The sequence below is a fragment of the Streptomyces musisoli genome (assembly GCF_016741855.1).
Lineage (GTDB): Bacteria > Actinomycetota > Actinomycetes > Streptomycetales > Streptomycetaceae > Streptomyces > Streptomyces musisoli.
Map to the genome: position 1 here is coordinate 1 of NZ_JAERRH010000011.1, position 24,713 is coordinate 24,713.

Consider the following 24,713-nt stretch of genomic DNA (forward strand, 5'->3'; position numbering starts at 1 on the left):
CTTCCGACTTTATCAGAAGTTCTGAGTCCGTTTTCCCACCCGCCCCGGGCATCCGTGTCCAGCGCATGAAGTGCTGGGGTTCCCGGTCGGGCAGAGCCGTAAACGTACTGGAGCGGGGCGCCCCGATGCAAATCGAGGCGCCCCGCTCCTGACCCGTACCGACGGGACGTCAGACCTCCACGACCACCGGCAGGATCATCGGCCTGCGGCGATACGTGTCCGAGACCCACTTGCCGAGTGTCCGGCGGATGAGCTGCTGGAGCTGATGGGGCTCCACGACGCCGTCCTGGGCGGACCGCTCCAGGACCTCGGTGATCTTCGGAAGGACATCGGCGAAGGCCGCGTCCTCGATACCGGAACCGCGGGCCTGGACGTGCGGGCCTCCGGTGATCTTGCCGGTGGAGGCGTCCACGACCACGAAGACCGAGATGATGCCCTCGTCGCCGAGGATCTTCCGGTCCTTCAGCGCCGGCTCGCCTACGTCGCCGACCGAGAGACCGTCGACGTAGACGTAACCGGCCTGGACCTTGCCGGAGATCTTGGCCTTGCCCTCGACCAGGTCGACCGCCACACCGTCCTCGGCGATGACGATCCGGTCGTGGGGCACGCCCGTGAGCGCGCCCAGCTCGGCGTTGGCACGCAGGTGGCGCCATTCGCCGTGGACCGGCATCAGGTTCCTCGGGCGGCAGATGTTGTAGAAGTACAGCAGCTCGCCCGCGGACGCGTGGCCGGAAACGTGCACCTTGGCGTTGCCCTTGTGGACGACGTTGGCGCCCCAGCGGGTCAGGCCGTTGATCACGCGGTAGACCGCGTTCTCGTTACCGGGGATCAGCGAGGACGCCAGGATGACCGTGTCGCCGTCCACGATGCGGATCTGGTGGTCACGGTTGGCCATGCGGGACAGGGCCGCCATCGGCTCGCCCTGGGAGCCCGTGCAGACCAGGACCACCTCGTGGTCGGGGAGGTCGTCCAGCGTCCGGACGTCGACCACGAGGCCCGGCGGGACCTTCAGATAGCCGAGGTCCCGGGCGATGCCCATGTTGCGGACCATGGAACGGCCGACGAAGGCGACCCGGCGGCCGTACTCGTGGGCCGCGTCCAGGATCTGCTGGATGCGGTGGACGTGGCTGGCGAAGCTGGCCACGATGATTCGCTTGCGGGCGCCGGCGAACACCTGCCGCAGGACGTTGGAGATGTCCCGCTCGGGCGGGACGAAGCCCGGCACCTCGGCGTTCGTCGAGTCGGCGAGCAGGAGGTCGATGCCCTCCTCGCTCAGCCGGGCGAACGCGTGCAGGTCGGTGAGCCGGTTGTCCAGCGGGAGCTGGTCCATCTTGAAGTCGCCGGTGTGCACCACCATGCCGGCGGGGGTGCGGATGGCGACGGCCAGCGCGTCCGGGATGGAGTGGTTGACGGCGACGAACTCGCAGTCGAAGGGGCCGACACGCTCGCGGTTCCCCTCCGCCACCTCCAGGGTGTACGGGCGGATCCGGTGCTCCTGGAGCTTGGCCTCGATCAGCGCGAGGGTCAGCTTGGAGCCGATCAGCGGGATGTCCGGCTTCTCGCGGAGCAGGAAGGGGACACCGCCGATGTGATCCTCGTGCCCGTGGGTGAGGACGATGCCCTCGATGTCGTCGAGGCGGTCCCGGATGGACGAGAAGTCCGGCAGGATCAGGTCGATTCCGGGCTGCTCCTCCTCGGGGAAGAGCACTCCGCAGTCGACGATCAGAAGACGGCCGCCGTACTCGAAGACCGTCATGTTTCGGCCGATCTCACCGAGGCCGCCGAGCGGGGTGACCCGCAGGCCGCCCTCGGGGAGCGGCGGCGGCGGGCCGAGTTCAGGATGCGGATGACTCAAAAGACTCTCCTCAACCACGCGCGCCACGTACCGGTCGGGCACGTGGCGCGCATGACGTTCGTGCGAAAGCAGTTGTCGTTGTGGGGTGCGGGCTCCGGTGGCCCGCGTCTGCTGTTGTCCGATTCAGTTGTGAAGCCCGTGTGGTGCCAAGTCTGTTGTCAGAGCTGTACCCCGCCGGCAGCAAGATCGATCTTGAGCTGGGCGATCTCCTCGGGCGAGCACTCGACCATGGGCGAGCGCAGCGGTCCGGCAGGCAGGCCCTGCAGCGCGAGGGCGGCCTTGGTGGTCATGACGCCCTGGGTGCGGAACATGCCGGTGTAGACCGGCAGCAGCTTCTGGTGGATCTCGGTGGCCTTGACGACGTCACCGGAGACGTACGCGTCGACCAGCGCGCGCAGGTCGGGGGTGACCAGGTGGCCGACGACCGAGACGAAGCCGACCGCGCCCACGGAGAGCAGCGGGAGGTTGAGCATGTCGTCGCCGGAGTACCAGGCGAGGCCGGACTGGGCGATGGCCCAGCTGGCGCGGCCGAGGTCGCCCTTGGCGTCCTTGTTGGCGACGATCCGGGGGTGCTCGGCGAGCCGGACGAGGGTCTCGGTGCTGATCGGGACGCCACTGCGACCCGGGATGTCGTAGAGCATCACCGGCAGGCCGGTGGCGTCGGCGACGGTCGTGAAGTGCCGGTACAGGCCCTCCTGCGGGGGCTTGTTGTAGTACGGGGTGACGACCAGCAGGCCGTGGGCGCCGATGCGCTCGGCCTCGCGGGCCAGCTCGACGCTGTGGTGGGTGTCGTTGGTTCCGACGCCGGCGACGACGTGGGCACGGTCGCCGACGGCCTCCAGGACGGCTCGTACGAGGTCCGATTTCTCCGCGTCACTGGTGGTGGGGGACTCGCCGGTGGTGCCGTTGACGATCAGGCCGTCGTTGCCTGCGTCCACCAGGTGGGCGGCGAGCCGCTGCGCGCCGTCGAGGTCGAGTGCGCCGTCCGCCGTGAAGGGCGTGACCATGGCGGTGAGGACCCGCCCGAAGGGGGTCTGCGGAGTCGAGGTCGGAGCCATGGGTAACACGCTACTCGGTGCTCGATGCCAGGTGTGCCCTTGGGGGGCCGGGAAAGTCAGGACAAAGAAGGAGCCCGGCACTGCCTGCTCGGGGGTTCAAGCAGTGCCGGGTCCGTTTGATCAGGCTAGATGAACTTCTCTAAATACCGCAATACGGACACTTCGCGCGGCTGATCCATACATCCGTTCCCGGCGGGGGAACAAGCCTTCGTTACGGGGCCACACGCCCGTTCGCATTGAAGGCTGCGTACGTCAGCGGCATGAGCTTCGCCCACTCCGCCTCCATCTTCTCGCCCACCATCTCGATCTCCCGCTGCGGGAAGGACGGCACCTTGGCCAGCTCGTGCTGGGTGCGCAGGCCGAGGAAGTGCATCAGCGAGCGCGCGTTGCAGGTGGCGTACATCGAGGAGTAGAGGCCGACGGGGAGGGCCGCACGGGCCACCTCGCGGGCGACGCCCTCGGCGAGGAGCTTCTGGTAGGACGCGTACGCCTGCTCGTAGGACTCCCGCAGGGTGCTGCCGACCGCCTCGTGCTGGGCCGGGGTGCCCTCGACGAAGACGTACTTGCCCGGGCGGCCCTCCTGGACGAGCTTGCGGGAGGCGTCGGGGACGTAGAAGACGGGCTCCAGCTCGCGGTAGCGACCGGACTCCTCGTTGTACGACCAGCCGACCCGGTGCCGCATGAACTCGCGGAAGACGAAGATCGGGGCGCTGACGAAGAACGTCATCGAGTTGTGCTCGAACGGGCTGCCGTGCCGGTCGCGCATCAGGTAGTTGATCAGGCCCTTGGAGCGCTCGGGGTCCTTCTTCAGCTCGTCCAGGGACTGCTCGCCGGCGGTGGAGACACGGGCGGCGAAGAGCACGTCGGCGTCCGAAGCGCTGGACTTCACCAGCTCGACGGTGACGTCACTGCGGAACGTGAGCGTCTCGGGGGTGGTCACGAGGGTGGGGGTCCTTCCATCACTTCTGCGGTTGCCGACCACCTTACGGGGCACTCGCCGGGGCCCGGCCGGTACCTCGGCACGTCGGCCCCGAAAAAACGCACCAGCGAATTTTCCCGACATGGGCACCTTTTGTGTCACTGGGCCGTCTGTACCGGTGAGGCGTACACATTCGATCTCCAACCCCCGAAAGGAGCGGCAGCCGCGATGTCCCTCCCCCAGCTACCGCCGGGAGGCACCCCCAGCGAGTCCGTCCCCTTCGCCTTCCTGGCCGAGGCGGAGAGGTTCCGCAGCAATGTCACTCCCCCGCCCCGTCAGCGGGCGTCCCTCGGCGAGATGGCCGGACGCTGGCTGCTGGGTCTCACCCTCGTCGCCGGACTCGTCGGCGCCCTGATCGTCGGCACCCCGGCGCTTTCCCCTCCGTCCGATACGCCGGCTCAGCAGTCCCAGGCGTCCCAGGGGCACGAGCGGGGGCACTGACCCTTCCGGACGCTCAAGGCTGGTGAGCGGCAACACGGCCGGATAGCCTCACCGGGCACAGCCCACGCGAGGACCGAGTGAGGACCAGCCGTGCCCCTGCCCTTTCTGACGGCCGACCACAGCTTCGAGACGACGGCCGAGAGTGCGCTGCCTTACAACGACCCGGCCCGCTGGCGGCGCCCCTACCGGCCCGGGCCCTGGCGGGTGGGCGCGGCCGCCCTGGGGCTGCTGCTCGCCTCGTTCGTCCTGTTCGCCGCGGTGCTCATCGCGCTGACCGGATCGTTGTCGTCCGGCGCTGTGGTGCTCGTCGTGGGCCTGGCGATCGTGGCGAGCGCGCTGCGGCTGCTGCGCATGGGGGTGTGGGTGAGCAGGCGCGGACTGCGCCGCACCGGCTTCCTGCTGACGCGTACGGTGCCGTGGCCGCGGGTCGTCTCGGTGCGGACGGTGCAACAGCCGGTGCGCTGGCTGGGGCTGCCGCGCACGGTGCAGGGTCAGGCACTGGCGCTCGTACGCAAGGACCGGCCCGCGGAGGACACCCCACCGCTGCTGACCACGCACAGCCTGGACTTCCTGGGCCGGCCGGTGGCCTTCGACCGGGCTGCGGACGCGGTGGAGGCGTGGGCGGCGGAGAACCGGCGCGGCTGATCCCGGAGCCGGGCCGGATCCTGGAGCCGGGCCGGATCCTGGAGCCGAGCCGGATCCTGGAGCTGAGCCGGATCCTGAAGCTGAGCCGGCTCAGCCGTTCTTCACCACCCGGTGGTCACGCCGGGACGGGGCGCCCCTGGTGCAGGGCGATGGCGCGTTGCATCGCCTTGCGGGCGCGAGGGGTGTCCCGGGCGTCGTGGTAGGCGACGGCGAGCCGGAACCAGCAGCGCCAGTCGTCGGGGGACGCCTCCGTCTCGGCCTTGCGCTTGGCGAAGACCTCGTCGGCCGACTCCCGGTCGACCCGGCCGCTGGGCAGGCGCTTCAGCTCGTCGACCGGCAGGCCGCCCTCGGCGTCGAGTTCGGCGGCCAGCTGGTTGGCCTTGCGGACGAACTGGGTGTTCTTCCACAGGAACCACAGGCCGATGAGCGGCAGGACGAGCACCGCCACCCCGAAGGTGACGGTGACGGGCGTGCCTGCCTGGATGAGCATGACGCCGCGGCTGCCGACCAGGACGAAGTAGAAGACCAGGACGGCGGCCGTGACGAGGTAGGTGATCTTCGCGCGCATGGGAGGGGTCTGTCTCAGCTCAGGTCCAGGAAGTGCTCCAGGCCGAAGGTCAGGCCCGGAGTCGTCATCACACGGCGGGCGCCGAGCAGGATGCCCGGCATGAAGCTGCTGTGGTGCAGCGAGTCGTGCCGGACGGTGAGGGTCTCGCCCTCGCCGCCGAGCAGCACCTCCTGGTGGGCCAGGAGGCCGCGCAGCCGGACGGCGTGCACCGGGACGCCGTCGACGCTCGCGCCCCGCGCGCCGTCCAGGGCCGTGACGGTGGCGTCCGGGGCCGGTGCCGTGCCGGCCGCCCGGCGGGCCTCGGCGATGAGCTGGGCGGTGCGCGTGGCGGTGCCGGAGGGGGCGTCCACCTTGTTCGGGTGGTGCAGCTCGATCACCTCGACCGACTCGAAGTACGGCGCGGCGATCTGCGCGAACTTCATGGTCAGCACGGCGCCGATGGAGAAGTTCGGGGCGATGAGCACGCCGGTCTCCGGGGACTGGTCCAGCCAGCCCTTCAGCTGTGCGAGGCGCTCCTCGGTCCAGCCCGTCGTGCCGACGACGGCGTGGATGCCGTGGCGCAGGCAGAAGTCGAGGTTGCCCATGACCGAGGCGGGAGTGGTCAGCTCGACGGCGACCTGGGCGCCGGTCTCCGCCAGGGTCTCCAGCTTGTCGCCCCGGCCGAGGGCGGCGACCAGTTCCATGTCCTCCGCGGCCTCGACCGCCTTGACCGCCTCGGACCCGATCCGGCCCTTGGCTCCGAGGACCGCCACGCGCAGCTTGCTCATGTTCCTGCTTCCTAACCGGTGGTTGTTCAGGCGACCGCGTCGTGCAGCCGGGCGGCCTGCTTGTCCTTGAGCGGGCCGATGACCGAGAGCGACGGTCGCTGTCCCAGGATGTCGCGGGCGACCGAGCGGACCTCGTCCGGCGTGACCGCGGCTATCTTCGCCAGCATGTCGTCCACGGACATCTGCTCGCCCCAGCACAGCTCGCTCTTGCCGATGCGGTTCATCAGCGCCCCGGTGTCCTCCAGGCCCAGGACCGTGGAGCCCCGGAGCTGGCCGATGGCGCGGGCGATCTCGTCGTCGGAGAGGCCGTTCTGCGCGACGTGGTCGAGTTCGTCGCGGCAGAGCCGCAGGACGTCGTGCACCTGGCTCGGCCGGCAGCCGGCGTAGACGCCGAACAGGCCGCAGTCGGCGAAGCCGGAGGTGTACGAGTACACGCTGTAGGCGAGGCCGCGCTTCTCCCGGACCTCCTGGAAGAGGCGGGAGGACATGCCGCCGCCGAGGGCGGTGTTGAGCACGCCCATGGCCCAGCGGCGGTCGTCGGTGCGGGCGAGGCCGGGCATGCCGAGGACGACGTGCGCCTGTTCGGTCTTGCGGCCGAGCAGCTCGACCTTGCCGGAGGTGCGGATCGTGCGGCTGCCGTCGCGCGGGGCGATGGGCCGTGCGTCCGGCTGCCGGAGGGCGCCCGCCTTCTCGAAGGCCGCGCGGACCTGGCGTACGACCTTGTTGTGGTCGATGTTGCCGGCGCAGGCGACCACGAGGTGGGTCGGGTCGTAGTGCTTCTTGTAGAAGCGGCGGATGCGGTCGGCGGTGAGGGCGTTCACGGTGTCGACCGTGCCGAGGACCGGGCGGCCGAGGGCGTTGTCGCCGAACATGGTGTGCGCGAACAGGTCGTGCACACAGTCGCCCGGGTCGTCCTCGGTCATGGCGATCTCTTCGAGGATCGCGCCGCGCTCGACGTCGACGTCCTCCTCGAGGATCAGGGAGCCGGTCAGCATGTCGCAGACGACGTCGATGGCGAGCGGCAGGTCGGTGTCGAGCACGCGCGCGTAGTAGCACGTGTACTCCTTGGCCGTGAACGCGTTCATCTCGCCGCCGACGGCGTCGAGGGCCGCGGAGATGTCCAGCGCGCTGCGCTTCGCCGTGCCCTTGAAGAGCAGGTGCTCCAGGTAGTGCGTGGCGCCGTTCAGGGACGGCGTCTCGTCGCGGGAGCCGACGTGCGCCCAGATGCCGAAGGTCGCGGAGCGGACCGAGGGCAGGGTCTCGGTGACGATGCGCAGACCGCCCGGGAGGGTGGTCTTGCGGACCGTGCCGATGCCGCCCGTGCCCTTGATGAGGGTTTGGGTACGGGCGACGGCCCGCGCCTCCGAGGAGGAGCGGGCCGTCACCTTGGAGCTACGGGACGTCACTGCTCGGCGTCGTCCTTCGACTCGTCAGAGCCCTCTTCGCCCTCGATCACCGGAACGAGGGAGAGCTTGCCGCGGGAGTCGATCTCGGCGATCTCGACCTGGACCTTCTGGCCCACGCCGAGGACGTCCTCGACGTTCTCCACGCGCTTGCCGCCGGCGAGCTTGCGGATCTGCGAGATGTGCAGCAGACCGTCCTTGCCGGGCAGCAGGGAGACGAACGCACCGAAGGTGGTCGTCTTGACGACCGTACCCAGGTACCGCTCGCCGACCTCGGGCATCGTCGGGTTGGCGATGCCGTTGATCGTGGCGCGGGCGGCCTCGGCGGCCGGGCCGTCGGCGGCACCGATGTAGATCGTGCCGTCGTCCTCGATGGTGATCTCGGCGCCCGTGTCCTCCTGGATCTGGTTGATCATCTTGCCCTTGGGGCCGATGACCTCACCGATCTTGTCCACCGGGATCTTGACGGTGATGATCCGCGGGGCGTTCGGGGACATCTCGTCCGGCGTGTCGATCGCTTCCATCATCACGTCGAGGATGTGGAGGCGGGCGTCACGGGCCTGCTTCAGGGCGGCGGCCAGGACGGAGGCCGGGATGCCGTCCAGCTTGGTGTCGAGCTGGAGGGCGGTCACGAACTCCTTGGTGCCGGCGACCTTGAAGTCCATGTCGCCGAAGGCGTCCTCCGCACCGAGGATGTCGGTGAGGGTGACGTAGTGCGTCTCGCCCTCGATCTCCTGGGAGATGAGGCCCATGGCGATACCGGCGACGGGGGCCTTCAGCGGCACACCGGCGTTCAGCAGCGACATGGTGGAGGCGCACACCGAGCCCATGGACGTCGAGCCGTTGGAGCTCAGCGCCTCGGAGACCTGGCGGATCGCGTACGGGAACTCCTCGCGCGTCGGCAGGACCGGCACGAGGGCGCGCTCGGCGAGGGCGCCGTGGCCGATCTCGCGGCGCTTCGGGGAGCCGACGCGGCCGGTCTCACCGGTGGAGTACGGCGGGAAGTTGTAGTTGTGCATGTAGCGCTTGCGGGTCACCGGGGAGAGGGTGTCCAGCTGCTGCTCCATGCGGAGCATGTTCAGGGTGGTGACGCCCAGGATCTGGGTCTCGCCACGCTCGAACACCGCGGAGCCGTGCACCCGCGGGATGGCCTCGACCTCGGCGGCCAGGGTGCGGATGTCGGTGACACCGCGGCCGTCGATGCGCTTCTTCTCCTTGATCACGCGCTCACGGACCAGCTGCTTGGTGAGCGAGCGGTACGCGGCGGAGATCTCCTTCTCGCGGCCCTCGAACTCCGGCAGGAGCTTCTCGGCGGCGAGCGCCTTGACGCGGTCCAGCTCGGCCTCGCGCTCCTGCTTGCCGGCGATGGTCAGCGCGGAGGCGAGCTCCGGGCGGACGGCGGCGGTGAGCGCCTCCAGGACGTCGTCCTGGTAGTCGAGGAAGATCGGGAACTCACCGGTCGGCTTGGCGGCCTTGGCGGCGAGGTCGGCCTGGGCCCGGCAGAGCACCTTGATGAAGGGCTTCGCGGCTTCCAGACCGGCGGCGACGACCTCCTCGGTCGGCGCCTCGGCGCCGCCCTCGACCAGCTTGATGGTGCCCTCGGTGGCCTCGGCCTCGACCATCATGATCGCGACGTCACCGTCCTCCAGGACGCGGCCGGCGACCACCATGTCGAAGACGGCGTCCTCGAGCTCGGTGTGCGTCGGGAACGCGACCCACTGGCCGCGGATCAGCGCGACGCGGACGCCGCCGATCGGGCCGGAGAAGGGCAGGCCGGCCAGCTGCGTGGACGCGGACGCGGCGTTGATCGCCACGACGTCGTACAGGTGGTCGGGGTTGAGCGCCATGATCGTGGCGACGACCTGGATCTCGTTGCGCAGGCCCTTCTTGAAGGACGGGCGCAGCGGGCGGTCGATCAGACGGCAGGTCAGGATCGCGTCCTCGGAGGGACGGCCCTCACGGCGGAAGAAGCTGCCGGGGATCTTGCCGGCGGCGTACATCCGCTCCTCGACGTCCACCGTCAGGGGGAAGAAGTCGAGCTGGTCCTTGGGGTTCTTGGAGGCGGTGGTGGCCGACAGCACCATGGTGTCGTCGTCCAGGTACGCCACGGCGGAGCCGGCGGCCTGCTTGGCCAGGCGGCCCGTCTCGAAGCGGATGGTGCGGGTGCCGAACGGGCCGTTGTCGATGACGGCCTCGGCGTAGTGGGTCTCGTTCTCCACTAGCGTTTTCTCCTCGTCTTCGTCCCTGGGCTGCCCGTGTGGCAGGGGGACGGTGGTGGAGAGGCGCTCCGTGCGGTGCGGGCCGGTCTTCGATCGAAGCACCCGGGGCTCACTTCCCCCCGGGGGCCACTACCGAGGACCGGCGGCGGCGTGGTGCGCGTCTCCTTTTCTTGTCTTGCTGTGTCGTCCGTATTGCGTTGTGCTACCACACTACAAAGCGTGAGTGACACTCCGCACGTTTCCGCCTGGACGGCGGAGGGTGCCGGGTGCGCGGCGGAGCCCCGCATACGGCAAAGGGAGCGGCCCCCCGAGTCTTCCCGGGAACCGCTCCCCTCATGGCGTCTTACTTGGCGCCCGCCGCACCGCGGCGGATGCCGAGGCGGTCGACCAGCGCACGGAAGCGCTGGATGTCCTTCTTCGCCAGGTACTGCAGGAGGCGACGGCGCTGACCGACCAGGATCAGCAGGCCACGGCGGGAGTGGTGGTCGTGCTTGTGGGTCTTGAGGTGCTCGGTCAGGTCCGAGATCCGGCGCGAGAGCATGGCGACCTGGACCTCGGGGGAGCCGGTGTCGCCCTCCTTCTGGCCGAACTCGGCGATGATCTGCTTCTTCGTAGCGGCGTCGAGCGACACGCGTACTCCTCATAGTCTGTTGAGTGCCACCGAGTGCCCCCGGTCTACATCTCGGGGGAGCTTCCGTTACTCGGGAGGCGGGATCCGCTGGGCGCGGCCTCCAGAACACCGAACGGTTCCGGGGGTGCGTACACAAACGGCCGTCACTGAGGGTACCAGGCGATGGCGGGGACCTTACGCCCGGTCGGCGAACCGTCCTGTGGGGAGGGTGCCCGCCACTAGGGTGAGCGCCGGGACCGTACCTACCTCGGGAAGGGGTCGCTGCACGATGGCGGAGACGGAAGCGGAGATCAAGGCGCGCAAGGAGCGGGAGCGGGACGAGCTGTACGCGCTCGACATCTCGCACGTCGAGTGGCACTGCGCGCCGGGCACGGAGGAGCACGAGGAGCGGGTGGAGATCGCCTACCTGCCCGACGGGGCGGTGGCGATGCGATCCTCCCTCGACCCGGGCACCGTGCTGCGCTACACCGAGGCGGAGTGGCGGGCGTTCGTGCTGGGCGCCCGGGACGGAGAGTTCGACCTGAAGCCCATGGCGCACAACGGCGGCCTCGACGTGCAGTGAGCGGCGCACGGAAGCTCGCTGTGCGGTGAGCGGCACACGCGGACTCCGTGTGCGGTGAGCAGACGTACGGGAGGGGGCGGCACGCGCGCGTGCCGCCCCCTCCCGTACGTCTGCCGCTAGCTGGTCATGGCGCGGGCCTTCGCGTACACGTCGAAGACGGCCAGGGTGAGCGGGATCAGGGTCAGCAGGACGAAGCCCTCGCAGATCTCCAGGAAGCGCCCCCAGAAGGGGGTCAGCCCGCCGCGCGGCAGGATCAGGCCCAGGGCCGTCACCAGGGCCGTTGCCAGGGCGATGACCGCGATCAGCCAGATGGTGCGGATGTCGAGGTCGGTACGGTCGCCGGCCAGCGCCGCGCGCATGATGTGCTGCGGCGGGTTCAGCGCGAGGCCGAGGCCGAGGAGGACCAGGGAGGCGAGGCCGGCGGCGAGCACGGAGGCGACCTGGGCGGTGTACCGGAAGAGCCCGGAGCGCATGAGCATGGCGATGCCGGTGACGCACGCGAGCAGCTGGGCCCAGATGTCGTCGGAGAAGCCCAGTACGGCCGACGCGCCGACGGCGAGCAGTGCGCAGCCGCCGACCAGGCCGACGAGGAGTTCGTGGCCGCGCCGTGCCTGCGCCTCGATGCGTTCGGTGTCCACCGGTTCCTGCGTGGTGGTCTCGGTGCCGTAGGAGGAGCGGGGGGTGCCGCTGCTGGGGTTCTCGAAGCCGATCGGCAGCCGGGCGAACCGCATCGACATGCCGGGCAGGAAGGCGAGTGCGCCGACGGCGACCGGGGCGCACAGGCCGGCCATCTCCCGGGGGGCCCAGTCGGTCAGGGTCGCGATGAAGACGACGATCAGGGCGACCGTCGAGGCGAACACGAACGCGACGAAGGGGCCGTCGCCGTGCGGTGAGCACAGGGCGAGGATCAGGGCGGCGACGAGGACGGCCGCGCACGCCAGCAGGAACTGGAGTCTGCCGATGCCCTCGCCGTCGCTCAGCGGCAGCAGTCCGCTGCCCGCGACGCCGATGTTGGGCAGGGCGCCGAGGCCGAGGGCGACGGCGGAGCCGCGGTCGTCGTAGACGCGGGCGCGGACCGCGGAGAGCACGACCAGGAGGACGCCGGTGACGGCGGCGAGGATGCCGGCCAGGCCGTGCATGTCGTGGCGGGGGTCGGCGGTCCAGGCGACGAACGCGAGCAGCGCGGGCAGGACACCGCCGCCGACGAGGCCCGCGGCCCGGGTCAGGTCGCCGCTCCACAGCTTGTGCTGCTTGGTGACGGAGGAGGCCACGGCCTCGGCGACGTCGTCGAAGACGGCCGGCGGCAGGGACTCGGCGAAGGGCCGCAGGGTGAGGAGTTCGCCGTCGAGGATGCGCTGGGCGGCGAAGGAACGGGCGCTGTCCAGCACGGTGCCGTCGGTGCGGACGAGGTGGTAGCCGACCGGGGCGCCCGCCGCGGGGCTCTGCTGGGACAGCCGGAGGATCTCCGGATAGAGGTCGGCGACCGGGACGTCGTCGGGCAGAGCCACGTCGATACGGCTGTCCGGCGCGACGATGGTGACCCGGCAGAAGCCGAGTCCGGTGCCGGACCCGGAAGGGGCTCCCGTCCCGGGTCCGCCGGTGGCGGCGGCCGTCATGCTCACCTGCTGCTCCCCCTCAGTGGTGGTGGTGCGTCTATGTCGTGAAGGTCCCGTGCCGGTTTGCCCGGTGCGCGGCGGCACGGGTGCCGCACGGCGGGATTCCGGGGTCCTCCTGCCTCACCGTTGAGGGGTTTGCCCCGGTATGACCAGCCTGTTCGGCGTGTGCTCACGCGAACATTCGGCACCCTACCGCTCACCCGTGTCGGATGAACTCAGTAGGATCACGCGGCGGCCTGCGCCCGCCGGACACGGGGCGGTGGGCGGAAAGCCTGGGTCGGGCAAGGGAATTGGTGAGCGGTGAGCCAGATTGTCGTAAAGCGCCCCCCTAGGGCGCTGCCGTCTGAAGTGCCCACGGAGGAGGTCGCTGTCCAGCCACCGCCGGAACTGCCGCGGGGGCCTCAGGAGAGCGTGCTGATGCAGCTCCTGCCCACGCTGGGCATGGGCGGCTCGGTGGTCTTCTTCTTCACGAACGGCCAGCCGTTCATGAAGATCATGGGCATGATCATGATCGCCTCGACGGTGGCGATGTCCATCGCGATGGTGGTGCGCTTCCGCCGGGGCTCCCAGGGCCAGTTGGCCGACATGCGCCGCGACTACCTCAGCTACCTGTCGCAGACGCGCAAGTCCGCCGTCTCCACGGCGAAGTCGCAGCGGGACGCGCAGTACTACCTGCACCCCTCCCCCGAGCAGCTCTGGGCGCTCGTCGCCGAGGGCAGCCGGGTGTGGGAGCGGCGGCCCGGCGACGAGGACTTCTCGCACGTACGCATCGGTCTGGGCCCGCAGCCGCTGGCGACCCCGCTCGTCGCCCCGGAGACGGGTCCCGTCGAGCAGCTGGAGCCGCTGACCGCGGGCGCGATGCAGCGCTTCCTCGCCGCCCACGGCACCGTCGGCGACCTGCCGATGGCGGTGTCACTGCGCGCCTTCTACCAGGTCACGGTCAGCGGAGAGGCGCAGTCCGTACGGGCCTCGGCCCGTGCCCTGGTCGGTTCGCTGGCCTCGCTGCACTCCCCTCAGGACCTGATCATCGCGGTGGCCGCGGGCCGCGATGCGCTGCCGCACTGGGACTGGGCGAAGTGGCTGCCCCACGTGCAGGCGCCCGGTGCGGTGGACGGCGCCGGTTCGCGCCGGCTGATCGGCTCCGACCCGCGCGAGCTGGAGGACCTGCTGACCGCCCGGTTGTCGGGCCGGCCGCGCTTCCACCCCGGGGCCGCGCCGCTGCTGGACGAGCCGCACATCGTGCTCGTGCTGGACGACCTGTCCCTGCTGCCGGACTCGGTGCTCGCCAACCCGGAGGGCCTCCAGGGCGTCACGGTGCTGGAGGTGGTGCCGGGCGAACTCACGACGGCGGGCGGCGACCTGTCCATCGTCGTGCAGCCCGGCCTGCTGCGCCTGGAGTCCGGGCACGGCGAGGTGTACGAGGGCAGCCCGGACGTCCTGTCCTACGAGTCCGCCGAGGCGCTGGCCCGTCAGCTGGCGCCGCTGCGCATGGCGTCGGGCGGCGACGACGACGAGCCCCTGCTCGCCAACCTGGAGTTCACCGACCTGCTGGGTCTCGGTGACGCGGCGTCCGTCGACACCAAGCGGACCTGGCGCCCGCGCGCGCTCGCGGAACGCCTGCGGGTGCCGATCGGTCTCGGCGAGGACGGCCGGCCCGTGATGCTGGACCTGAAGGAGGCCGCGCAGGAGGGCATGGGCCCGCACGGTCTGTGCGTCGGCGCGACCGGTTCCGGCAAGTCGGAGCTGCTGCGCACGCTGGTGCTGGGTCTCGCGGTCACCCACTCCTCGGAGACCCTGAACTTCGTCCTCGCGGACTTCAAGGGTGGTGCGACCTTCGCCGGCATGGCGCAGATGCCGCACGTGGCGGCCGTCATCACCAACCTCGCCGACGACCTCACCCTGGTCGACCGCATGGGCGACTCCATCCGCGGCGAGCTCAACCGCCGCCAGGAGATGCTGCGCGACGCGGGCAACTACGCCAACATCCACGACTACGAGAAGGCGCGCGCGGCCGGCGCCCCGCTCCAGCCGATCCCGTCCCTCGTGCTGGTGATCGACGAGTTCAGCGAGCTGCTGACCGCCAAGCCGGACTTCATCGAGATGTTCGTGCAGATCGGCCGTATCGGCCGTTCGCTGGGCGTGCACCTGCTGCTCGCCTCGCAGCGTCTGGAGGAGGGCCGGCTGCGCGGCCTGGAGACGTACCTGTCGTACCGGATCGGTCTGCGCACCTTCTCCGCGGCCGAGTCCCGTGCCGCGCTGGGCGTCCCCGACGCCTACGAGCTGCCGAACGTGCCCGGTTCCGGCTTCCTGAAGTTCGGCACGGACGAAATGGTCCGGTTCAAGGCGGCGTACGTCTCCGGCGTGTACCGCGCGGGCGCGCAGCGGGCGGCCCTGCCCGGCGGGCAGCTGCCGGTGGACCGGCGGCCGGTGCTGTTCACGGCCACCGAGGTGCCGGTGCAGTACACCGCGATCCCGCAGCAGCGCACGCGGTCCGAGCCGGAGGTGGACGAGGCGCTGGCCGACACCGTTCTCGACGTGATCGTGCGCCGGCTGGAGGCGCAGGGCCCGGCGGCGCACCAGGTGTGGCTGCCGCCGCTGGAGAGCCCGCCGTCGCTGGACGCGCTGCTGCCGGGCCTCGCGGCGGTGCAGGGCCGCGGTCTGACCCAGCCCAACTACGAGAGCGCGGGCCGCCTGGTCGTCCCGGCCGGTCTGGTCGACAAGCCGTACGAGCAGCGCCGTGACCGTCTGATGCTCGACTTCTCGGGCGCGGCGGGCCATATGCAGATCATCGGCGGTCCCCAGTCCGGCAAGTCCACGCTCCTGCGCACGCTGATCTGCTCGTTCGCGCTGACGCACACCCCGCACGAGGTGCAGTTCTACGGTCTGGACTTCGGTGGTGGCGGTATGGCCGCGGTGGACGGCCTGCCACATGTCGGTGGCATCGCCTCACGCCTGGACCCGGAGCGTGTCCGCCGTACGGTCTCCGAGGTGTACGGCGTCCTGACCCGGCGCGAGGAGTACTTCCGTACGGCCGGCATCGCCTCGATCGCCGACTTCCGCACCCGGCGGGCCCGCGGCGAGATCTCGGTGACGGACCAGCCGTGGGGTGACGTCTTCCTCGTCATCGACGGCTGGGGCAACTTCCGTACGGACTACGAGGCCTTGGAGCCGGCGGTCCTGGACATCGCGGCGCGCGGTCTCGGCTACGGCATCCACCTCGTCCTCACGGCGTCCCGTTCGATGGAGGTCCGGTCGAACCTCAAGGACCACCTGATGAACCGCCTGGAGCTGCGGCTGGGTGACGTGATGGACTCGGAGATCGACCGCAAGGTGGCGGTGAACGTCCCCGCGGGCGTCCCCGGCCGCGGTCTCTCGCCGCAGAAGCTGCACTTCATGGCTGCGGTGCCGCGCATCGACGGTCTGACCTCCGACACGGACCTGGCCGAGGCGACGGCCGCGCTCACCACCGAGGTCGGGCGCCACTGGCAGGCGCCGGGCGCCCCCAAGGTGCGGCTGCTGCCACGCCAGCTGGAGGCGCTCGAACTGCCGCCGGGCGACCGCTTCCGGGAGCGGGGCATCGCCTTCGCGCTGGACGAGGAGAACCTGGAGCCGGTGTTCCTCGACTTCGAGCAGGACCCGTTCTTCCTCGTCTTCGGCGAGAGCGAGTCCGGCAAGTCCAACCTGCTGCGGTTGCTGATCAGGCAGCTGTCGCTGCGGTACGGCGGCGACGAGGCGAAGTTCTTCGTGGTGGACAACCGCCGCTCGCTGCTGGACATCACGCCGGCGTCCCATCTGGCGGAGTACATCCCGATGTCGAGCCAGATGGACCACCACATGGCGGCCCTGGCCGACCTGATGCAGCGCCGCACGCCGACGGCCGACGTCACCGCGCAGCAGCTGCGGGACCGGAGCTGGTGGCGTGGCCCGCAGGTCTTCGTCGTCATCGACGACTACGACCTGGTCTCCACGTCCAGCGGCAATCCGCTCGCCGGACTGACGGAGATGCTGCCCTTCGCCCGTGACGTCGGTGTCCGCTTCATCATCGCCCGCTCCTCCGCGGGTGCGGGCCGGGCCTCCTACGAGCCGTTCATGCAGCGGATGAAGGAACTCGGCGCCCAGGGCCTCGTCATGGCCGGCGACCCGGCCGAGGGCGACGTCCTCGGCGGGGTGCGGCCGCGGCCGATGCCCGCGGGACGGGGCGTCTTCGTGTCCCGGAAGCGGGGCAAGCCGTTGGTTCAGACCGGGCTGGTGGACGTGGAGTACTGAGAGGACTCCAAAGCACCGGCACCGGTCGGAAACTTCCTGGATCCGGCGGCCATCCGGCCGCCGGATCCGGCGTCCGGTGAGGGACTTCGCGATGCCGGCGGCTGTGGGGTGGCCGTCAGAAGACCGGAAGGGCCTTCAGGGAGCCGGCGTTCGCCAGGAAGACGCGGTTGCCCGCGGCCGTGAAGGCCACATCGTCGTCGTCGGCGAACGGGATCTCGTAGGACCAGACCTCGCTCGCGTCGTCCTTGCTGACGGTCCGCACTGTGGAGCCGTCCAGCAGCCAGACCCCGTTGCCCTGGAGGACGATGGGGTGGTCGTTGCCGTTCACCGCCAGGCCGGCATCCCACCGCTGCTTGCCGGCCGGGAGCGCGAAACCGTAGGGGTAGCCGTAGTCGTCACAGGCACTCGAGTAGAGCATGTCGCCGTAGACGCAGGGGCGTGACCACTCGTAGTCCTCGCTGTCGTAGTAGTGCCGCCGCGTGTGTGACCACAGTTCCCTGCCGTCCGAGATCCTCCGCGCGGTGAGTCCCCGGCCGTTGAGGTAGACGACGCCGTCGCGGACCGCCGGGAAGAGGTACCGGTCCTTCGCCAGGTCGCGAGCCGTCCACTCGGTTCGACCGCTCCTGGTGTCGACGGCCATGGCATGCCCCGTGGTCGTGGTGACGACCAGCCTTCCCCGATGGGCGACGGACCGGGGGAGCAGCTTGCCGCGGAAGTCCGCCGGTACGGGCACGGTCCAGCGGATCCTGGCGTCGGAGCGGCCCACGGCGCGCAGCCGCTGGTCCTTCGTCAGCAGATAGACCGCTTCCGTGTCCGCGGTCAGCAGCGTCTTGGCGTCGGCCTTCGCGGTCCACTTGGGCTCTCCGGTCGACGGGACGAAGGTGTGCAGGGTGCCGTGGTCGTCGGCGGCCACCAGAAGCCGGTCGGAGAGCGAGAGGTAGCGGCACGTCATCTGCATCGCCGGAGCGCTCCAGCGGCGCTTGCCGTCCACGGCGTTGAGCGCCACCACACCGCTGACGGGGTTGCCGACGATGACGACGTCGCGTACCGGCAGCGGCGCCGGTGACAGGCGGCTCGACACACCGGCCGCAGTCCACAGGGGTTCGGGCGAGCCCCCGATGATGTAGTCGCCGTCGTCGGCGGAGAGCAGGCGGGCCGCCGGTGTCCTCGCGGCGGGCGGGTAGCTGAACAGGTCGTCGCGGTGCCGGGCGCTGCCGCCGCCGCGCATCAGCCACCAGCCCGTCCCGGTGCCGGCGGCCGCGAGTACGGCACCGCCGGCCGCGAACCCGGTGAGCAGGCGCCGCCTGGACGGCGCCGCCCCGGTCTGCGTCGTCAGCAGCGGCGCGGACAGTTCTCGTACCTCGCGCTCCCGCTCCTTGATCGCGTCCGCCACGGGCCCGCGCCTCCACACCGCGGCGGCCTTCTTCGGACCGGCGAAGGCTGTGGCGATCTGTTCCGGAGTGGGCCGCGCCGCCGCGTCCTTGGCGAGGCAGGGCGCGATCAGCGCGTGCTGCTCGGGGGTGACGCCCTGCCAGTCGGGCTCGCCGTGGACGACCTCGTACTGGACGGCCGCCACGTGCGCGCCCTGGAACGCGCGGTGACCGGTGGCGGCGTAGACGAGGACGGCGCCGAGCGAGAAGACGTCGGCGGCGGGAGTGACACGCCGGCCGAGGACCTGCTCGGGGGCGCCGTACCCCGGGGTGACCGGGATCTGGCCGGTGGTGGTGAGGGTGAGGCCGTGTTCGGGGCGGGCGATGCCGAAGTCGATGATCCTCGGGCCGGTCGCGGTGAGCACGATGTTCGGCGGCTTGAGGTCGCGGTGGACGAAGCCGGCGGCATGGATGTCGCCCAGGGTGCGCGCGACCGACGCGGCCAGGGCGCGGAGCCTGGTGTCGTCCAGGGGTCCGTGCCGGTCCACTATCTGGTCGAGGGTCGGGCCGGCGAGGAACTCGGTGGCGATCCACGGCCGGCCGCCCTCGGTGTGGGCGCCCAGCACCGCGGCCACACCGGGGCTGCGGACCGCCTGCGCCGCCAGGGCCTCGCGCACGAAGCGCTGGGCGAGGTGGGTGTCGTGGGCCAGTTCCGGGCGGAGCACCTTCACCGCGGCGACCGTACGCGCGTGGTCCTGGCCGACGTACACCTTGCCCATGCCGCCCTCGCCCAGCACGCCGAGCAGCCGGTACGGGCCGAGGCGGATCGGGTCGCCGGTCCCCAGGGGTCTCATCGCTGATCGCTTTCTCTTCTTCTCTTCTCGTCACCGGGCGGCCCGTGCCGGACGGCTCACCGCAGGGGGAAGGCCGCCAGGAAGCCGCCGCCCTGCGCGATGACCGCCTTGGCGTTCTCGTGGGCGATGAATCGGTCGCCGGTGGTCTTGTAGGAATGCGCCGGGGCACCGGACGAGAGGCCGACGGCCCACAGCTGGGACCCGCGCTTGCTGTAGGCGTACTCGGTGCCGATCACGGGCGCGGCGTTCAGGTCGGCCCGTGCCCCCTGGCCGCCCTTCTCCTCCCACTTCACCCGGCCGCTGACGGGGTCGAACGCGACGAGCCCGAGGCCCTTCTCCACCGCGTACAGCGTCCCGTCCTTCAGCGCCGGCAGCCCGTACGTGCGCCCCGGCCTGGTGGTCCCGGTGTCCCAGGCCACTCCGCCGTCGCCGAGCCGCAGGGCGCGCAGCCGGCCGGCGCCCACGTAGAGGCGGTGGTCGTCGGCGGTCAGCGGCTGCTGCACCCGGCCGGCCTTGACGCCGTCGAGGGGGCGGTCCCAGCGGACGGTGCCGTCGCGGGTGTCGCGCACGACGGCGTGGACGGTGCCGTCGTCGGCTTCCTGGAGGGCCACGAGGTGACGCCCGACGACGGAGCCGGACAGGAAGTAGAGCCGGACGGAGCCCGGCCGCCGGGCGGGCAGCGGCTTCGTCCACAGCAGCTTGCCCGCGTCCATGTCGTAGGCGAACAGGTACCAGGTCTGGGCGGCCGAGAAGGTGGTGTCGACGTACTTCCCGCGGCCCGCCGCGACGTAGGCGACACCGTTCGCCGTGCACACCATCTGGTCCGCCACCAGTTCCCCGTTGAACTCGTTCAGGGACACCGTGGGGTCGGCCAGTTCGCCGGTGAGGAGGTTGACCGAGGCCAGGAGCAGCGGGTCGCCACCGGCCTTGCCGGCCCTGCGGTCGTCGGACGGGCCGAGGCCGAGCAGGCGCCGGCCGTCGGACGCGACCTCCCAGTCGCTGTCCATCAGGCTCATGGACCACTGCCGGTGCCCCGTCTGCGCCACCACGCCCGTCAGTTCGGTCGCCACGGTCACGACCATGTTGTCCACCACGTGGAGCTGTCCCTGGGGCATGACGTCCGCGAAGAGGTCGTCCGGGCGGACCTGGATCTGCCAGATGGAGTCCAGCTGTTTCCTGGGCAGCAGGCTGTTGCTCGGCCCGGGGGCCGGCTGTGGCTTCGGTCCTCCGGCTTCCCGGGTCACGGCCCACGCCCCGGCACCGGCCGCGGTCAGGGCCGCTGTCGCGCCCGCCCCGGTGAGCAGCAACCGCCGGCGCGTCCAGCGGGCGGGCGCCGCCGTCGGCGCCGTGCCGGGCACGTCGGCCGGGGCCGGCAGCCGCTGCGGAGCGACCTGCCAGACCTCGGTGGCCCGCCGCGCGATGTCGGCCAGCAGCGCGTCCGGCAGGTGATCGGCGAACTCCCCGGCGCCGTCGTGCAGCCGGGCGGCGAGCCAGTCGGTCGTCGGCCGCCGGAAGGGGTTCTTGTCCAGGCACGGCACGAGGACGGGGACCAGGCCCTCGGGGACGCCGGTCAGGTCGGGGTCGGTGTACTGCACCCGGTAGAGCAGGTCGGCCGCCTGGCCATGGCCGAACGGCGGGTGCCCGGTGGCCGCGAAGACGAGCAGCCCGGCGAGCGCGAACACGTCACCCGCCGCCGAGTGTTCCTGCCCGCCCGCCTGCTCGGGCGACATGAAGGCGGGGGTGCCGACCGCGGCCCCGACCCGGGTGAGGTGCTCGTCCCCGGCCGCGCGGGCGATGCCGAAGTCGATGACCTTCGGACCGTAGGCGGTGACGAGGACGTTGGACGGCTTGAGGTCGCGATGGACGACGTCGGAGGCGTGCAGCTGGCCCAGCGCCCCGCACAGCGCCGCACCGAGCGCCCGGACGGTGCGTTCGGGCAGCGGACCGCACAGCGCCACGGCGTCGTCCAGTGGTGGCCCGAGCACGTACTCCGTGGCAAGCCAGGGCGTCTCGGCCCGTGCGTCCGCGTCCACGACCCCGGCGCCGTACCGCTCCCCCACGACGCGGGCCGCGTCGGTCTCCAGCCGGAACCGGGTGCGGCAGGCCGGGTCGGAGGCGATGCGGGCGTGCATCGTCTTCAGCGCGACGGTGCGGCCGCCCGCGGTACGGGCCAGGTAGACGGTGCCCATGCCGCCGCTGCCGAGGCGGGCGACGGGCCGGTAGGGGCCGATCTCCTGGGGGTCGTCGTGGGTGAGAGGGGAGGGCATCGGGTGTCTTCAGTTCCGGCTGCGGGGCGGGCGGGCGGGAGCGGTCCCGACGGACGTCTCCGCCGTGAGGACGGCCGCCGACTGGTGCGCGAGGGCGGCGATCACCCGCCCCGGGAGCCGGCCGGGGACGAGGAGACCGGCGGAATCGGCTGCGGAACCGGCTGCGGCGTCGCCGGCCAACGTGTCGATCAGCTCGGCCAGTTGGGGGCGGGCGCCGGGATCGCGGGTGAGGCACCGTGCGACCACGGTACGGAGGGCGGCCGGGAGTTCGTCCCGCTCCGGGGTCGTGTGGCCCGTGGCGGCGTACGCGAGCGTCGCGCCGAGGGCGTACACGTCCCCCAGGGGCCGCGGGCGTCCGCCGGACGCCTGCTCCGGCGGCAGACTGCCCGCTTCGAGGCCGGGCAGCCCGGAGCGGGGCGTGCCGTCCGGGGCGGCGGCCCGGACGGCGCCGAAGCAGGAGAGGCGAGGACCGTCGGCGGTGAGCAGGACGGCCGCGGGGGACACGCCGGCGAAGGTCAGGCCCTGCCCGTGCAGGACGGCCAGGGTCTCGGCGAGGGCCACGCCGAGCGCGCGTACCGTCCGCTCGGGCAGCGGTCCGCCGTGCACGGCGAGGGCCGTCGGCAGCGGCAGGGCGGGCAGATAGGGGCGGGCGCACCACGCGGGCTCGCCGGGGGCGGCGAGGGCCGTGACGGGCGACGCGCAGGGGCCGAGGAGGTAGCGGGAGCCTTCGGCCTCGGTGAGGAAGCGGTGGGGGTCACCGCCGGGGTGCGGGAGGGAGAGCAGGACGGTGTGCTGTCCGTCGGCGCTGCGGGCGATGTACCGGCGCTCGGGGACGGGCACCTTGGTACGGGCGTCGTCCAGGGCGGTGATCAGGGTGTACGGGCCCACCCTCCGCCGCGACGCCGTGGCCGCGTCCGGTCCTCCGCCGGCGGCCACGCCCGTGGCGCCCTCTGTGACACTCATTCCCTGTCCCGCGTCGTGTTCGCTCTGCCGCGGCCGTCCGGCACGACAGAGGGTGGGCACCTCCCGTGCGTGCCCACCCTGCTGTGGTGGCGTGCCGGCCGGTACGGCCGACTCCTGCGGCGACTCGGCCGGCTCGGCCGGCCGAGCCGGCCTACATGAAGTAGCTGGCGGCCTTCCGGTCGCCGCCCTGGTAGTCACCGCCGGCCGAGTGCACGACCTTGCCGATGGCGACGAGGGCCTCGTGAATGCCGGTGGCCTCACGGTCCCAGGCGGCCTGCTGCTCCGTGTAGGTGGTGTGGGCCTCGCCCTCCCACATGTCGGCCACACCGGCGACCTTCTGCTTGATGGCCTCGAGGCTCTCCTCGAGGCGCCGCGCGTGGTCGGCCAGCTGGGTGGCGGTGTGGTCGAGGTTGCCGTACGAGACTTCGAGGTCGCCGAGGTTCTGGGCGCTCATGATTACCTCCGTGCTGAGATGTTGTGGCCTGGCCGGGATCAGTAGCTGGACAGCGCGGAGTGCGAGCCGCCGTAGTTGACGTCGATGCTCTGCACCTGCGAGCGGACCTCGTCCTCGGTGCTGTCCTTGATCTTCCGGGTGCTGCTCATGGCCTCGATGTACTTGGCGAGGATGTTGCCGATCCGGACCATGCGCTCGTTGATCTCGGTCTGCTTGGCGTTGAACGCGCCGGCACCGATGCCCTTCCAGTGGCCTTCGAGGCTGTCGATGATGCTCTGCAGATCGCGGAGCTGGCCCTTGATCCCCTCGAAGCGGTGCGCAAGCTCCTTTTCAAGGGCAATGATGTCGCCGTCGCTGACCTTCTGACGCCCTGAAGCCATTTCCATGCCTTTCGTTGTGAACTGACCTTGCCGGCGTACTGGGCCATGAACCAGGCGTCAGCACCGACGGCAAGCGGGCTTCTGCTCACTCGGTGAGGGAGCAGGTATGCGGGAGACCGCTCAGGAGTTACGGCGTGCACGCAGCACGGCGAAACCGGCGCCTCCGATGACTAGTACGGCGGCTACGGCGCCGATGATCACCCAAGTCTGGCTGCCGCTGCCGGAGTCGGTGTCCTTCGCGGCGGCGGAGGTGGGCCCGCCGGTCGAGCCGGCGTCCTCGGCCGGCTTGCCGGAGGGTGTGCCGGCCGAGGGGCTGGGGGCCGAGGGGCTGGGGGCCGCCGAAGACCCGCCGCCGTTCTCCTTGGCCAGGGGATCGACGTCGGCCGGCCCGGGGTCGATGTTCTTGTCGATGAGGACGCGCCGGGGGCGGACGCCGCCATAGCCGAGGTACTTGCTGGGCTTGTCCTTCGCCCAGTCACGGGCGGCGGTGTCGATGAGGGTCCGCAGGACCTGGTTGCCCGTCCAGTCGGGGTGAGCGGACCAGATGAGGGCGGCGGAGGCGGAGGCGATGGCCGAGGCGGGGCTGGTGCCCTGGCTGTCGCAGTACTCGTCGAACTTGCCGTCGCACCAGGAGGGGATGTTCAGGCCCGGAGCCGCGAGATCCACGTAACCTCCGTAGGAGGAGAACCCGCCCACTGTTCCGGATTTGTCCAGAGCTGCCACGCCGACCGCGTAGGGATAAACAGCCGGGTAGGAAGGCAGATTTCCCTTGTCGCCTTCATTGCCGATGGACACGAACATCAACTTGCCCTTGGACGCCCCGTACTTCAAGGCGGCTTTCATAGCGTCATTCGGCTCGAAGGCAGCGAAGGACATGTTGATGATCTTTGCATCGCTGTCGGCGGCTGCCCGTATCGCCTCAGCCTCGCTAGGCGTCTTGCCGGCCTCGTCACTGCTCGAGACCGCTGAAGCAATACGGAACGGAATGATCTTGGCACCCGGAGCAAGGCCCTTGATTCCACCGCCGGCTCCCGTACCCGCGATAATTTCGGCCATCGAGGTGCCGTGCCCGATGTTGTCGTGGGTCACGTGGTACGAAACGGATTTGGGGACTTCATCGACCAGCACCTGGCCCTTGAGGGAGGAGGTCGCCGGGTTGACTCCGCTGTCGACCACCGCAACCTTCACCCCCTTGCCTGTGCTGATCTTCCAGATGTCATCAGCACCCATCGCGTCCAGGTACCACTCCTTGGACTGGACATCCACGGCGACGGCTTCCGGAGCAAGGGTTGCCGACGCGACGGCGAGCGCGCCGAGTGCCGAACACACCGCGGACAGGCGCCGTGCGTTGCGTCTCGTCAAGAGGGTGATCCCCATGCCGCGTCGACCGGTCCCTGGCTTCATGCCTGTGTACG

At 70.9% G+C, this 24,713-nt stretch carries 19 protein-coding genes; 4 read left to right on the forward strand and 15 right to left on the reverse strand.

Translation table 11 applies throughout. From position 1 onward, the window contains the following. Positions 1–169: 169 nt before the first annotated feature. The 3 genes from JK361_RS26190 to thyX all read right to left on the reverse strand — a co-directional run bounded on the left by JK361_RS26190 (position 170) and on the right by thyX (position 3,853). Complete coding sequence (locus tag JK361_RS26190) at positions 170–1,855, reverse strand: ribonuclease J (RefSeq protein WP_201822361.1); 1,686 nt, start codon at positions 1,853–1,855, stop codon at positions 170–172. Between the two features lie 158 nt (positions 1,856–2,013). After that, positions 2,014–2,913 (reverse strand): 4-hydroxy-tetrahydrodipicolinate synthase, encoded by a 900-nt coding sequence (gene dapA, locus JK361_RS26195; protein ID WP_201822363.1) that lies wholly within the window; start codon positions 2,911–2,913, stop codon positions 2,014–2,016. A 211-nt stretch (positions 2,914–3,124) separates the two neighbouring features. Then, positions 3,125–3,853 carry an FAD-dependent thymidylate synthase gene (gene thyX / locus JK361_RS26200; RefSeq protein WP_201822365.1) on the reverse strand — a complete coding sequence of 243 codons (729 nt, stop codon included), beginning with the start codon at positions 3,851–3,853 and terminating at the stop codon, positions 3,125–3,127. 207 nt (positions 3,854–4,060) lie between these two features. Here thyX and JK361_RS26205 point away from each other — a divergent pair, with 207 nt between their 5' ends. Next, entirely contained in the window at positions 4,061–4,333 is a 273-nt protein-coding gene (locus JK361_RS26205) for a hypothetical protein (protein WP_201822366.1), read from the forward strand. Between the two features lie 90 nt (positions 4,334–4,423). Further along, the gene (locus tag JK361_RS26210; protein WP_201822367.1) at positions 4,424–4,978 is read left to right on the forward strand and encodes an SCO5741 family PH domain-containing membrane protein; all 555 of its coding nucleotides are present in this window, start codon (positions 4,424–4,426) and stop codon (positions 4,976–4,978) included. 115 nt (positions 4,979–5,093) lie between these two features. Here the strand turns inward: JK361_RS26210 and JK361_RS26215 are convergent, their stop codons facing one another. The 5 genes from JK361_RS26215 to rpsO form a co-directional block, all read right to left on the reverse strand. Next, positions 5,094–5,546, reverse strand: a complete 453-nt coding sequence (locus JK361_RS26215; RefSeq protein ID WP_201822368.1) for a tetratricopeptide repeat protein — start codon at positions 5,544–5,546, stop codon at positions 5,094–5,096. A gap of 14 nt (positions 5,547–5,560) precedes the next feature. Next, positions 5,561–6,313: a 4-hydroxy-tetrahydrodipicolinate reductase gene (dapB, locus tag JK361_RS26220; RefSeq protein WP_201822369.1), complete on the reverse strand. Its 753-nt coding sequence runs from the start codon at positions 6,311–6,313 to the stop codon at positions 5,561–5,563. 26 nt (positions 6,314–6,339) lie between these two features. Beyond that, complete coding sequence (locus JK361_RS26225) at positions 6,340–7,719, reverse strand: M16 family metallopeptidase (RefSeq protein ID WP_201822370.1); 1,380 nt, start codon at positions 7,717–7,719, stop codon at positions 6,340–6,342. Continuing rightward, positions 7,716–9,935 (reverse strand): polyribonucleotide nucleotidyltransferase, encoded by a 2,220-nt coding sequence (locus JK361_RS26230; RefSeq protein WP_201822372.1) that lies wholly within the window; start codon positions 9,933–9,935, stop codon positions 7,716–7,718. The genes JK361_RS26225 and JK361_RS26230 overlap by 4 nt, the downstream gene beginning before the upstream one ends. Positions 9,936–10,278: 343 nt before the next feature. Further along, positions 10,279–10,566: a 30S ribosomal protein S15 gene (rpsO, locus tag JK361_RS26235; protein WP_055632174.1), complete on the reverse strand. Its 288-nt coding sequence runs from the start codon at positions 10,564–10,566 to the stop codon at positions 10,279–10,281. A gap of 268 nt (positions 10,567–10,834) precedes the next feature. Between rpsO and JK361_RS26240 the strand changes: the two genes are divergently transcribed. Continuing rightward, positions 10,835–11,128, forward strand: a complete 294-nt coding sequence (locus tag JK361_RS26240; protein ID WP_201822374.1) for a DUF397 domain-containing protein — start codon at positions 10,835–10,837, stop codon at positions 11,126–11,128. Between the two features lie 116 nt (positions 11,129–11,244). Here the strand turns inward: JK361_RS26240 and eccD are convergent, their stop codons facing one another. Next, entirely contained in the window at positions 11,245–12,744 is a 1,500-nt protein-coding gene (gene eccD / locus JK361_RS26245) for a type VII secretion integral membrane protein EccD (RefSeq protein ID WP_201822641.1), read from the reverse strand. A 300-nt stretch (positions 12,745–13,044) separates the two neighbouring features. On the opposite strand from eccD, the gene eccCa reads away from it, so the two are divergent. Then, on the forward strand, positions 13,045–17,010 hold the full coding sequence (gene eccCa / locus JK361_RS26250; RefSeq protein ID WP_201822376.1) for a type VII secretion protein EccCa: 3,966 nt from the start codon (positions 13,045–13,047) through the stop codon (positions 17,008–17,010). A 115-nt stretch (positions 17,011–17,125) separates the two neighbouring features. On the opposite strand, the gene JK361_RS26255 is transcribed toward eccCa, so the two are convergent. The 6 genes from JK361_RS26255 to JK361_RS26280 form a co-directional block, all read right to left on the reverse strand. After that, a complete protein-coding gene (locus JK361_RS26255) occupies positions 17,126–19,234 on the reverse strand; it encodes a serine/threonine-protein kinase (protein WP_201822378.1) in 2,109 nt (702 codons plus the stop codon). A 56-nt stretch (positions 19,235–19,290) separates the two neighbouring features. Continuing rightward, positions 19,291–21,501, reverse strand: coding sequence for a serine/threonine-protein kinase (locus JK361_RS26260; protein ID WP_201822379.1), 2,211 nt, complete (start codon positions 21,499–21,501; stop codon positions 19,291–19,293). A 9-nt stretch (positions 21,502–21,510) separates the two neighbouring features. Continuing rightward, positions 21,511–22,464, reverse strand: coding sequence for a protein kinase family protein (locus JK361_RS26265; protein ID WP_201822380.1), 954 nt, complete (start codon positions 22,462–22,464; stop codon positions 21,511–21,513). A 151-nt stretch (positions 22,465–22,615) separates the two neighbouring features. Further along, positions 22,616–22,918, reverse strand: a complete 303-nt coding sequence (locus JK361_RS26270) for a WXG100 family type VII secretion target (protein ID WP_201822381.1) — start codon at positions 22,916–22,918, stop codon at positions 22,616–22,618. A gap of 38 nt (positions 22,919–22,956) precedes the next feature. Continuing rightward, complete coding sequence (locus tag JK361_RS26275; RefSeq protein ID WP_201822382.1) at positions 22,957–23,298, reverse strand: WXG100 family type VII secretion target; 342 nt, start codon at positions 23,296–23,298, stop codon at positions 22,957–22,959. A gap of 120 nt (positions 23,299–23,418) precedes the next feature. Then, positions 23,419–24,675 carry a S8 family serine peptidase gene (locus JK361_RS26280; RefSeq protein WP_201822383.1) on the reverse strand — a complete coding sequence of 419 codons (1,257 nt, stop codon included), beginning with the start codon at positions 24,673–24,675 and terminating at the stop codon, positions 23,419–23,421. Between the last annotated feature and the right edge of the window lie 38 nt (positions 24,676–24,713).